Source organism: Brevundimonas abyssalis TAR-001, assembly GCF_000466985.1.
GTDB classification, from domain to species: Bacteria; Pseudomonadota; Alphaproteobacteria; order Caulobacterales; family Caulobacteraceae; genus Brevundimonas; species Brevundimonas abyssalis.
The window spans coordinates 1-11,462 of sequence record NZ_BATC01000074.1; the positions used below are offsets into that span (position 1 = coordinate 1).

Genomic DNA, 11,462 nt, shown 5'->3' on the forward strand with positions numbered 1-11,462 from the left:
GGCGTCCACGGCCCAGGTCGGCGGCGCGGGTCCAGCTGCGTCCGACAGGTGGGCGATCACGGGCAGGCCGTGGCGCCGGGCCTCGGCGATTCCCTCGATCAGGTCAGCCTCGCTCAGGGACTCATAGAGCTTGATGTAGCGCGCGCCGCCTTGCGCCTGTTCAGCGACGATGGCGGCGACGCCCCGCGTCTCCGACGGCCGGTCCGCCAGACCGATGACGGGAAAGGGCGAGCGGTCGATGACTTCGCCGGCCTGCAGCGCTTCGGGTCCCGGCAGCCCCGCTGCGCGCGCTTCATCGTAGGCGCGGCTCGCTGCCATGTCGCCGCCGGGATTGCGCACCGTGGTGACCCCATAGGCCAGCAGGCGCCGCGCGTTGTGCGCCACGATGTCGGGGCGATGATCTGCGGCCAGATAGGGCGCGCCGTCCTCGTCCGTGCCCAGGCGGATAGCCCCCAGACTGACGTGGGCGTGGGTGTCGATCAGGCCGGGCAGGGCGAACAGGCCGGTGAAATCGTGCATCCGGCCTTGACCGGTCTCGGGGCGCCCCTGCCCGATCTCGACGATGCGGCCGTCCTCCACCACCACATAGGCGTCGGGCTGGATCGTTTCGGTCTGCGGATCGACCAGGTTCAGGCCCAGATAGACGTCGGGTTCGGCATGGGCGGCGGGCGCGAGGGCGAGCGCGGCGGTGGCCAGAAGACAGGCGGAAAAGGCAGGACGGGGGATCATGACGGCTCCATGGGTGAGTAGGATGCCCATGAAGTCTGCTCCCGGCGGCAAGTCTTTCACCCTTCTCGCAAGAACGATGAGCGCCTATCTGTCGGCCATGATCGACGATCTCTACAGCGCGCGCATCCTGACGCTGGCGGCAAACATGCCGCGCTCGGGGCGGCTGACCGCGCCCCAGGGCACGGGCCAGAGGGTCGCCAAACTATGCGGCTCGACGGCGACCGTCGACGTGGTTCTGGACGAGGCCGGCCGCGTGGCGGACTACGCCCAGGCCGTGAAAGCCTGCGCCCTGGGTCAGGCGGCGGCCGGGGTGCTGGGCGAGCATGTGATCGGCGCCACCGGCGACGAGATCGAACAGGCCCGCGACGCCCTGCTGGCCATGCTGAAGTCAGGGGGACAAGGCCCAGAAGGCCGCTTCGCCGAACTGCGCATGCTGAAACAGGTGGCGGCCTATCCCGCCCGCCACGCCTCGACCCTGGTGGCGGTGGAAGCGGCTCTGGACGCGGTGCGCGAGGCCGAGCGCGCCCGCATTTCGGGCGCGGCCTAGAGGTGGACCCCAGCCTGTACGAGCGCGGCGTCCGTCTGGCGCACCGGGGCTACAAGGTCACCCTGTCACCGTTGATCGGCCAGCAGTGCCGGTTCCTGCCCACCTGTTCGGACTATGCGGCCGAGGCCTGATCACCCACGGTCCCGCGCGCGGCGGATGGCTGGCCATGAAAAGGTTCTGTCGCTGCCATCCTTTCGGCGGCTCGGGGTACGATCCGGTGCCGCCGGCGCCATCCGCCCCGGACTAGCCGGGGTGCGCGTCGGGGAAGCTTCTGTATATGCTATGGCGGAATCGGATGGCGGGAGCAGGCGCGTGATGCCCATGGGCGGCGGATTGACGACGAGGGGGCCCAGAAACCTCCTGCGCCAGATCCGTGAGGCCATGGCCGGCGGCGGCCCGGCGCAGGAGCGTCTCGACAAGGTGGTCAAGACCATCGCCTCGTCCATGGTGGCCGAGGTGTGCTCCATCTATCTGCGCCGCTCCACCGGCGAACTGGAGCTGTTCGCCACCGAGGGCCTGAACCCTGAAGCTGTCCACAACACCCGTCTGCGGCCCGGCGAGGGTCTGGTGGGCGAGGTGGCGCGGCTGAACGAGCCCATCAGCCTGTCCGACGCGCCCAGCCACCCCAGCTTTTCCTATCGCCCGGAGACGGGCGAGGACCCGTACCATGCCTTCCTCGGCGCCCCCCTGCTCCGCGGCGGCCGCTCCATCGGCGTGCTGGTGGTCCAGAACCAGGCCGCCCGCCGCTATGACGAGGACGAGGTCGAGGACATCCAGACCATCGCCATGGTCCTGGCCGAGACCGTCGCCTCTGGTGAATTGCTGGGTCTGGACGAACTGCGCGATGTGGAGGTCGCCCCCCACCGTCCTGAACGCATCAAGGGCCAGCGCTTCGCGGAGGGTCTGGCCATCGGCCATGCCGTTCTGCACGAGGCCCCGGTGGCGCCCGAACGGCTGCTGGCCGACGATCCGGTGGCCGAGGAGGGACGGCTGAAGCTGGGCCTGACGGCGCTGAAGGCCAACATCGATTCCATGCTGGAGGGCGGTCAGGGTCTGGCGGGTCCGTCTTACGAGGTGCTGGAAACCTACCGCATGTTCGCCGACGACCGGGGCTGGAACAGGTCGCTGGAGGAAGCGGTGCGCGGCGGCCTGACCGCCGAGGCGGCGGTGGACCGGGTCAGGAACGAGCACCGCGCCCGCTTCGCCAAGGCGCGCGACCCTTATATCCGCGAACGTCTGCACGACCTCGAGGATCTGGCCAACCGTCTGCTGCGGGTGCTGGCGGGCGACCAGCCGGGCCAGCGCGAGCTGCCGGACGACACCATTCTGGTGGCGCGCAACCTGGGGCCGGCGGACCTGTTGGAGTATCCACGCGACAAGCTGCGCGGCCTTCTGCTCGAGGAAGGTTCGGCCGCCAGTCACGCGGGCATCGTCGCCCGCGCGCTCCAGATTCCGTGTGTCGGCCGCCTCGCCGGCCTGCGTGACCGCCTCTCCGAAGGCGACCTGGTCATCGCCGACGGCGAGTCAGGCGAGGCCTTCCTGCGCCCCCGCCCCGAGATGCTGGATGCGGTGCAGGCGCGCATGCAGCTGCGGGCCCAGCGCCACGCCGAATTCGTGGCCCTGCGCGACACCCCGGCCATCACCCGCGACGGGGTGCGCGTTACGGTGCTGGCCAACGCCGGCCTGGTGGTGGACCTGGACACCCTGGACGAGACCGGCGCGGAGGGCATCGGCCTGTTCCGCACCGAGTTCCAGTTCATGGTTTCCGAGGAACTGCCGCGCCTTCAGGCCCAGACCGATCTCTATCGCCGGGTGCTGGACGCGGCGGGAGGGCGCCCGGTCACCTTCCGCACCCTGGATGTGGGCGGCGACAAGGTGCTGCCCTATCTGGAGGTGGAGCGCGAGGAGAACCCGGCGCTCGGCCGTCGCGCCATCCGTCTGGGGCTGGACCGGCCGGGCCTGCTGCGACTGCAGTTGCGCGCCCTGCTGAGCGCGGCCGCCGGGCGCGAGCTGCGGGTCATGTTTCCCATGATCGCCACCGTGGACGAGTTCCGCGCGGCCCGCGCCCTGATGGACGCCGAATGCGAATGGGCCGAGCGCCGTGGCAAGACCCTGCCCGCGTCCCTGCGGGTCGGCGCCATGATCGAGGCGCCCAGCCTGCTCTGGCACCTGGACGCCCTGCTGCCGCTGACCGACTTCGTCTCCATCGGCACCAATGATCTGTTTCAGTACATGTACGCGGCGGACCGGACCAATCCGCTGGTCTCGGATCGGTACGACCCGCTGTCGCCGCCCACCCTGCGCGCCCTGCAGGACATCCAGCGCCAGTGCGCGGAAACCGAAACGCCGGTATCGGTCTGCGGCGAACTGGCCGGGCGCCCGCTTGAGGCCATGGTGCTGCTGGCCCTTGGATATACAAGGCTTTCCGCCCCGGCGGGCGGGGTGGGACCGGTCAAGCGCATGATCCTGTCGCTGGATCTGGCGGCGGCGCGGCGCGGTGTGGCGGGTCTCCTCGGCGCGCCTCGGCCTCGGTCCGCAATGAGGTGGAGGCTCTGGCCCGGAAGTTGAACGTCGCTCTGTGAGAAAGCCGCTCGCGCCGTGCGCGAATCGGTTAACCAGACGTTGATCCGGGACTGTCAATGGGTTATCCACAGGACGAGTTCGGGGGGTCTCCGGGGGGAGATCACGATCGGGCGCCGCGGGGAACGTGGCGTTTCGATCATCCACCGATCAACAGTACGAGTATGGGGGCGGGCGACATGCCGCTGGATGCAGGGTTCGACCCTGACGAGCGACACGACGAGGCGGAGTGGAACGACCCGCACCGGATTCTGACCGAGTCCGCCACGCTGGGGGAAGCTCTGCGCCGGGCGCGTGAGCATTCAGCCCGGTCCATCGAGGACCTATCCGCCGCCACGCGCGTCCATATCCGCTATATCCGCGCTCTCGAGCAAGGCGACTTCACCGCCCTGCCGTCGCAGGTCTTCGCCCTCGGCTATGTACGGGCCTACGCCGCCGCCCTGGGACTGGACGAACAGCTGGCGGCCGAACGCTTCAAGCGCGAAAGTCCGCATGCGCCGGTGGGCCTGCAGCCTCCGACGGGTGTGGACGTCACCGACGCCCGGCGCCGGTCGCCGCGCCTGATCGCCGCCGCCGCCGTGCTGGTTTTCGCCGTGGTCGGCTGGAACGTATTCCAGCGGGTCAGCCTGATGCAGGCGCCGACGCCGCCCGCCATCTCCGACACGCCCGAGACGTGGTCCCTGGGCTCGGCCCCCGGCGTGGTGCGTCTGGGCGCGCCCCGCGCCGCGCCGCCGGACCAGACCGTGCCCGCGCTCTACATCACGCCGGGCCTCGAGGCCGAGCTGACAGGGATCGATCCTGAGGATCAAGCCGCCGTCCAGGCGGCGCGCACCGACGCGCCGGTCCAGGCCGCCTTCAATCCACGCGGCGCCACCTATGGCGCGGCGCCCACCGCTTCCAACGTCGTGATCCAGGCCCGGCGCGCCGCCAGCCTGGTGGTCCGCATGGGCGACGGCCGCGTCCTTTTCGCCCGGCAGCTTGCCGCGGGTGAGGCCTGGCGCGCGCCGCTGGAGGTGTCCGCGACCGTGGACGTCTCCGAGCCCGACGCCTTCGCGGTCTATATGAACGGCGAGTACGACGGCCCCCTGGGCGCCGCCCTGACCCCACTGTCCCAACTCAACAGCCGAGCCCAGGCCGCCGCCCGCCGCACCGCCGCCGAGGCGGCCGCGCGAACCGAGCGGGCGGTCCAGGCTGCGGCCGAACGGGCCGAGCAGGCGACCGCCTCAGCCGCCGCCGCGACGATACAGCCTGCGGGCTGACATCTTTCCGTCGTGGAATAGCGCCGCCCGATCGCCTATCTAGGGCGTATCATGTCCAACGCCGCCGACCAGCTGGGCCACATCCGCCCCTGGCGCCACATCGAGCGCCGCAAGAGCCGCCAGATCCGCGTGGGGTCCGTGGCCGTGGGCGGCGACGCGCCCATCAGCGTCCAGTCCATGACCAATACGCCGACCGCCGACGCGGCGGCGACGCTGGAGCAGATCCGTCAGCTGGAGGAGGCCGGGGCCGACATCGTGCGGGTGTCCTGCCCCGATGAAGAGTCCACCGCCGCCTTCCGCACCATCGCGCGGGAGTCCCGCGTCCCGCTGGTGGCCGACATCCATTTCCACTACCGCCGGGGCATTGAGGCGGCCGAGGCCGGCGCCGCCTGCCTGCGCATCAATCCCGGCAACATCGGCTCGCGCGACCGGGTGCGCGAGGTGATCCAGGCCGCGCGGGACCACGGCTGCTCCATGCGCATCGGCGTCAACGCCGGCTCGCTTGAGCGCGAACTGCTGGAGAAGTACGGCGAGCCCTGCCCCGATGCGATGGTGGAAAGCGCGCTGAACCACGCCCGCATCCTGCAGGACGAGGACTTCCACGAGTTCAAGATCTCCGTTAAGGCCTCCGACCCGTTCCTGACCGTGGCCGCCTACCAGCAGCTGGCCGACGCCATCGACTGCCCGCTGCATCTGGGCGTGACCGAGGCGGGCCCCCTACGCACTGGCACCATCAAGTCCGCCATCGGCCTGGGCTCCATGCTGTGGGCCGGCATCGGCGACACCATCCGGGTCAGCCTGGCCGCCGATCCGGTCGAGGAGATCAAGGTCGGTTTCGACATCCTCAAGTCGCTGGGCCTGCGCCACCGGGGCGTCAACATCATCGCCTGCCCGTCCTGCGCCCGTCAGGGCTTCAACGTCATCGAGACCGTGGGCGTGCTGGAAGAGCGGCTGGCCCACATCACCACCCCCATGAGCCTGTCCATCATCGGCTGCGTCGTGAACGGGCCGGGCGAGGCGCTCTACACCGACGTGGGCTTCACCGGCGGCGGCAAGGGCGCGGGCATGGTCTATCTGGCCGGCAAGATGACCCACAAGCAGGACAACGCCGGCATGGTCGAGCACATCGTCGAGCTGGTGGAGAAGAAGGCCGCCGAGCTCGACGCCGAACGCGCGGGCGCCGCTCAGGCCGCCGAATAGGCGGAGCCGTTTGCAAGCCTCAGGCGTTTGCCTCCGCGCACGGAGGACGAACACCCATGACCCTGACCCAGGCGATCGCACAGAGCCGCCGCTTCGGCGCGCGCGCTGGACGCCGCCTGGGACGCCACGTCGAACGCCTGACAGGCCGGTCCCTGCCCTCGATCCAGACCCTGCTGGAATGGGCCGCGCGCATCGGCTACGGCGCGCGCGGTTTCGTCTATTTCAATGTGGGGCTGGTCGCCTTGCTGGCCGCCATGAACCTGACCGGCGACAGCCTGGGCGCGGGCGGGATCATCGAACTGACCGCCGAACAGCCTTTCGGCCGGGTCTGGCTGACCCTGCTGGGGGTCGGTCTCTGGATGTTCGTCCTGTGGCGCGTGCTGCAGTCGGTGGCCGATGCGGACCATGAAGGCTGGTCCCCGAAGGCCATCGGCATGCGCGCCGGCCAGGCGCTCAGTGGCGTGTTCTACGGCATTCTGGCGTCCTCGGTCTTCGAGCTGATGGACGAGGTGGGCGAGGTCCAGGCCGACGACGGCGGCGCCGAGGCCCAACAGCAGGCCTACACCGTCATGGACATGCCCTGGGGCGACTGGCTGCTGATCGGTGTCGGCCTGTTCATTCTCGGCATGGGCGTGGGCAACATCATCAAGGGGCTGAAGAGCGACTTCGCATCCTCACTGGCCTGCGACCGCAAGACCTGCCGGCGGGTCGTGCCCCTGGCGCGGGCCGGCTATGCGGCGCGCGGCTTCGCCTATCTGCCCATGGGCATGTTCGTGGTGCTGGCCGGATGGCGCACACGGGCCGAGGAGGCGCGCAGTTTCGGCGCTTCGCTGGAGGTGCTGGAGGCCCAGCCCTTCGGCTCCTGGATCGTGGGCTTCACGGCCGTGGGCATCATGGCCTTCGGCGCCTTCGCCCTGGTCGAGGCCCGCTGGCGGCGCATCCGCATGCCGCACGACATCAAGCCTCGATAAAGCCTGATCGGTTGAGGTGGCACCGCGCTGCGGTGCCACCGATGCCGTGAAACAGGCTTTCAGGAATGACCGAAGGCGCCGTCGGATCACTCGCTCAGGAACGCCCGCACCAGCGCCATGAACGCCTCCGGCTGGTCGGCCATGATGAAGTGGCGCGCGCCGTCCACCCGCTCCAGCCGCACGTCGGGCAGGTCGGCGTACTCCCGCGCCCACATGGCGTCGGCCATGGCGGCGGGCGCGCCGCCGTCAGCGTCAGCAGCATAGACGGCCCACACCGGCGTGGTCATGGCCGCCAGACCCGGCCGCAGGTCGGTCGTCATCAGGTCGCGCATGGCCGCGCCCATGGCCTGACGATCGGACGCCATGGACCACGCGACCATGGCGGCCCGCGTCGTCTCATCGCGACTCATGCCCCGGGCCAGGGCCTCCTGGCCTGCGCGAAAGGCGTCGTCGTCCGAGGCGAGCACGGCGCGGACCGCCTGTTCGGCCATGGGCGCGGCGGTCTCAGGGGTGACGGACGGGCCGTAAAGCGCGCCGAAGTAAGGCAGGGAGTCCACGCTCATCACCCGGCCGACCAGGTCGGGCCGCTCCTGCGCCAGCAGCACGCCCGACGCGCCGCCCATGGAATGGCCGATGATCGCCGGCCGCTCCAGTCCCGCCGTCTCGATGTAGCGCGCGATCTCGGCCACGGCCGGGCGCCAGAAGTCGCCCTCGCCATGCGTCCACGGCTGCCCCGCGAAACCGGACAGCTGCACCAGATGCAGCCGGTAATTCCCGGCCAGCGCCTCGGCGGTGGCCCGCCACACCTCCCGCGAGGAGGCCATGCCGGGGATCAGGACCACGTCGGGGCCGATTCCGGTCACCTCCACGCTGATGCGGTCGGACGTGAACCCGGGCGCGGGGTCGGCGATCTGGGCCTCGGCCCGTCCGGGCAGGGCGGCAGCGGCGCCGACCGACAGGGCGACCAGCGCGCAGGCGGCCAGCCGCCCGCTCCATGAGCGTACGTTGAACATCAGTTTTCTCCTTGGGAATGAACCGCCGGCGTCAGCCGTGCGGATTGTCGAAGATGTCTTCCACCGCGGCCCCGAACTGGGCGGCGATGCGGTAGGCCAGATCCAGCGACGGATCGTGTTTCTCGGTCTCCAGGGCGTTGATGGCCTGGCGCGAAACCCCGATCCGGTCCGCCAGCTCGGCCTGGCTCCAGCCTTTCTCGGCGCGCAGCACTCTCAGGCGGTTCTTCATCAGTGCGAGTCCCGGACGAAGGGGGTGACCAGGCCGTACAGGCCCCAGAACAGCGGATAGATCATCCAGCCGGGCGCGTGGGGCGCGCCGCCGTACGTCTCCATGAAGCCCCAGCCGGTGAACAGGGCCATGGCCAGGCCCGCCGAGATGATGAAGCGCTTGGCGGTCAGACCGCGCACGAACTCGTCGGACTCGCGCATCAGCATCAGGGTGGCCCAGATCTGGCCCGCCACCGGCGCGGCCACCGCCAGCCCCAGCGCATAGGCGCCCCAACCGGCCGCGTCGTCGAACGCGTCGAAGATGGCCGCGAGGTTGATGGCCACATAGCCGCCCATGAAGGCGGCGGTTCGGAACAGGTAGCGTTTGTGGGCGGCGACGGTGTCAGTCATGTCATGTCCTCCTGACCAGATGTAAGGTCTACATGACACACGGGAAATGTCAGGTCAACAGGCGTATGTATATTTGACAAACCCACCGGACCTGCTATCCTAGGCGCATAAGGAGATTGCGCCGTGTCTGTTCTGTCCAAGCCCTACTTCCATGATGAAGCCGCCGCCTTCGCGTTCGTTGAGGGCATCATCTGGGGAAACGAGCCGTCCTGCCCTCACTGTGGCGTGGTCGGTAAGGTCTATGACCTGAAGGGCGTTCGCTCGAAGGCCAGCAAGAAGAACCCGGAAGGCGTTGAGCGCCACGGCCTGAAAAAGTGCGCCGCTTGCCGCAAGCAGTTCACCGTGCGCGTCGGCACCATCTTTGAGGAAAGCCACCTGCCCCTGCACAAGTGGCTTCAGGCGATCTACCTCATGTGCTCGTCCAAGAAGGGCATCAGCGCCAAGCAGCTGGAGCGCACTCTGGAGGTCACCTACAAGACCGCGTGGTTCCTGGCCCATCGCATCCGCGAGGCCATGCGTTCAGGCGAGTTCGCTCCGTTCGGTGCGGGCGGCGGCATGGTGGAGGCGGATGAAACCTTCATCGGTCGTGAGCCGGGCGCGAAGCCGGGCCGCAAGGACGCCCACAAGAAGAACCGCGTGCTGTCGCTGATCGACCGCGAGACTGGTCGCGCTCGCTCGTTCGTGGTGGACAACTTCAAGGCCGAAACCCTCGTCCCGATCATCGAGGCCAACATCGCCCGCGAAGCCATCCTCATGACCGACGAGGCGCACCATTACCGCCAGATCGGCCTGACCTTCGCTGGCCATGAGCGCGTGAACCACGGCCGGGACGAGTACGTGCGCCTCGGCGCTCCGACCATCCACACCAACACCGTCGAGGGCTTCTACAGCATCTTCAAGCGCGGCATGAAGGGCGTCTATCAGCACTGCTCCAAGAAGCACCTGCACCGCTACATGGCGGAGTTCGACTTCCGCTATTCCAACCGTTCGGCTCTGGGCTGTGAGGACGTGGAACGCGCCGAACGTGCGCTTAAGGGCATCGTCGGCAAGCGCCTCACCTATAAGGGGCCTGACTGCCGGACCGAGGCCGCAGCCTAATGGCAAGTGGCGAGGTGCGCGCTGGCGCACACGCGCCAGATAATATTTGACGCACGAATCGGAGTGTGAGAGAATTTTCTTGGTAGTCCTCAGCCGATGAAAAGGGCCCTCGGGCACTTCTTTCGGGATAGTCGGAGTTCTGAGGGCTACCGACGCTCAATAGTAATGAGTTTTACCGATTCTGAATAGGTCGAACTCATCTCTAATCTTGTCCTTGATTAGATCGTACGAGCGGGAGTCACCCCTTTCCCACTTTCTTTGTATGGCCCAAGTGCAGTAATCGACTGCCTGTAGACATGGGTCGGCCGAAGCCGGACAGAATGCGGTGAACCACTTTTCCGAGTCAAAGTTCTGCCCGAGCGCATCATGAACTACGGCCTCAAAGGTCCCTCGTTTTTTGTTGGTGCCCAAGCTTGCGGTCGTCAGTTGGATTTCTCGCTCTATCCCGGCGAGAGAGTTTTTGAGGTGGTAGTGCCACGCGTACTGGTAAAACCGCTGCTCGCTAGTCCGGATCTTTGGCATCGCTTTTGACTTCTCAAGGATCGTAGCCCGCACCCTAAATTGGCGGGTCTTGAGGAAATCGAACACAGCATCCCGGACCACCTGCTTGTCGGTGGAGGCGTGAAAGTAGTCCCTGACCGGCGCGCGGTTCCATATCAGTTCCCGGCGAAGGCTCATTAGCCAGAACTTAGTTTGTCGCAGTTTCCCGTCTGGAGCGTGCAGACGATAAAGTATCGGCTTATGTTGGGGCCTCGGGAGAATGTAAAACACCCTGCCTCGTCAGCGAAAATGAACCCCCTGGGGCTATCCGGAGTAAGTGCCATGCCCGACAACAAAGCCGAGTCTCAACAATCCGACAAGTTCCGTCACCTAGCCCGCGAGCTAGAGTGCGACGAGGACGAAGCCGCCTTTGAGGAAAAGGTGCGGAAGGTGGCTACTTCTCAGGATCAGGGCGCCAGCCCGAGAAAAACTTCCGGCGCTTAGGTTTCTGTTCGTCGGGCGCATTTGGCTGTTCGGTCGCCTTAGGCTCGGCAGACGAATGTGTAGGAGCATCGCCCGTGCGGCGATCATGAATCTGTCCGACCAGAACGTCCGAACAGTCATGGTTTTTGAAAACGGTCCCGCTTCCACGACCATCGGCGATTATCTGACCGATACGAACCCCATCGACACGCGACAGGTCCACAATGGCGTCCTGCTTCGGTCTGTCTTCTTTACCCATGGCTCGCCTTCCCGAGATTACGGCCCATGTAGCGGCTATAATCATACCGGCTACACCGCCCCACAATAGATAGGGCGCGACAACTTCAGGCGCGATCAGCGAGAGGCCTGTCATGGCCGCCCCCGCCGCGATTCCGAACAGTCCACCAGCGAGAGCTTTCCCCATACCCTCGTCATATCAGACGCTCCCGGATTCGGGAATGGGTGTGTGAAAGATATATACGCC

Annotated in this window: 11 protein-coding genes and 2 pseudogenes; 7 read left to right on the plus strand and 6 right to left on the minus strand. The window is 67.5% G+C overall.

Going from position 1 to position 11,462, the window contains the following annotated elements:
- Positions 1-729: amidohydrolase family protein (locus MBEBAB_RS13375; RefSeq protein WP_045319385.1), on the minus strand; the 729-nt coding region annotated here is incomplete at its 3' end.
- Between the two features lie 97 nt (positions 730-826).
- Here MBEBAB_RS13375 and MBEBAB_RS13380 point away from each other — a divergent pair.
- From MBEBAB_RS13380 to MBEBAB_RS13405, 6 genes and pseudogenes are all read left to right on the plus strand, one after another.
- Positions 827-1,276, plus strand: coding sequence for an iron-sulfur cluster assembly scaffold protein (locus MBEBAB_RS13380; protein ID WP_045319388.1), 450 nt, complete (start codon positions 827-829; stop codon positions 1,274-1,276).
- Positions 1,277-1,278: 2 nt separating this feature from the next.
- A pseudogene (gene yidD / locus MBEBAB_RS13385) lies at positions 1,279-1,518 on the plus strand (membrane protein insertion efficiency factor YidD); the annotation flags it as partial.
- Positions 1,519-1,597: 79 nt separating this feature from the next.
- Positions 1,598-3,858 (plus strand): annotated as a pseudogene (gene ptsP, locus MBEBAB_RS13390) (phosphoenolpyruvate--protein phosphotransferase).
- Between the two features lie 162 nt (positions 3,859-4,020).
- Positions 4,021-5,115, plus strand: a complete 1,095-nt coding sequence (locus MBEBAB_RS13395) for a helix-turn-helix domain-containing protein (protein ID WP_021698529.1) — start codon at positions 4,021-4,023, stop codon at positions 5,113-5,115.
- A 51-nt stretch (positions 5,116-5,166) separates the two neighbouring features.
- On the plus strand, positions 5,167-6,315 hold the full coding sequence (gene ispG / locus MBEBAB_RS13400; protein WP_021698530.1) for a flavodoxin-dependent (E)-4-hydroxy-3-methylbut-2-enyl-diphosphate synthase: 1,149 nt from the start codon (positions 5,167-5,169) through the stop codon (positions 6,313-6,315).
- Between the two features lie 56 nt (positions 6,316-6,371).
- On the plus strand, positions 6,372-7,286 hold the full coding sequence (locus tag MBEBAB_RS13405; RefSeq protein WP_021698531.1) for a DUF1206 domain-containing protein: 915 nt from the start codon (positions 6,372-6,374) through the stop codon (positions 7,284-7,286).
- Between the two features lie 86 nt (positions 7,287-7,372).
- On the opposite strand, the gene MBEBAB_RS13410 is transcribed toward MBEBAB_RS13405, so the two are convergent.
- Genes MBEBAB_RS13410 through MBEBAB_RS13420 form a run of 3 tightly spaced genes read right to left on the minus strand, consistent with a single transcriptional unit; the run spans position 7,373 to position 8,917 of the window.
- The gene (locus MBEBAB_RS13410; protein ID WP_021698532.1) at positions 7,373-8,299 is read right to left on the minus strand and encodes an alpha/beta fold hydrolase; all 927 of its coding nucleotides are present in this window, start codon (positions 8,297-8,299) and stop codon (positions 7,373-7,375) included.
- Positions 8,300-8,330: 31 nt separating this feature from the next.
- Positions 8,331-8,528 (minus strand): helix-turn-helix transcriptional regulator, encoded by a 198-nt coding sequence (locus MBEBAB_RS13415; protein WP_045319386.1) that lies wholly within the window; start codon positions 8,526-8,528, stop codon positions 8,331-8,333.
- Positions 8,528-8,917: a hypothetical protein gene (locus MBEBAB_RS13420; protein ID WP_021698534.1), complete on the minus strand. Its 390-nt coding sequence runs from the start codon at positions 8,915-8,917 to the stop codon at positions 8,528-8,530. The genes MBEBAB_RS13415 and MBEBAB_RS13420 overlap by 1 nt, the downstream gene beginning before the upstream one ends.
- Before the next feature lie 123 nt (positions 8,918-9,040).
- On the opposite strand from MBEBAB_RS13420, the gene MBEBAB_RS13425 reads away from it, so the two are divergent.
- Entirely contained in the window at positions 9,041-10,015 is a 975-nt protein-coding gene (locus MBEBAB_RS13425; RefSeq protein WP_021698535.1) for an IS1595 family transposase, read from the plus strand.
- 156 nt (positions 10,016-10,171) lie between these two features.
- Here the strand turns inward: MBEBAB_RS13425 and MBEBAB_RS13430 are convergent, their stop codons facing one another.
- Positions 10,172-10,693, minus strand: coding sequence for a hypothetical protein (locus MBEBAB_RS13430; protein WP_045319387.1), 522 nt, complete (start codon positions 10,691-10,693; stop codon positions 10,172-10,174).
- 256 nt (positions 10,694-10,949) lie between these two features.
- Positions 10,950-11,237 (minus strand): hypothetical protein, encoded by a 288-nt coding sequence (locus tag MBEBAB_RS16610; RefSeq protein ID WP_158332151.1) that lies wholly within the window; start codon positions 11,235-11,237, stop codon positions 10,950-10,952.
- Between the last annotated feature and the right edge of the window lie 225 nt (positions 11,238-11,462).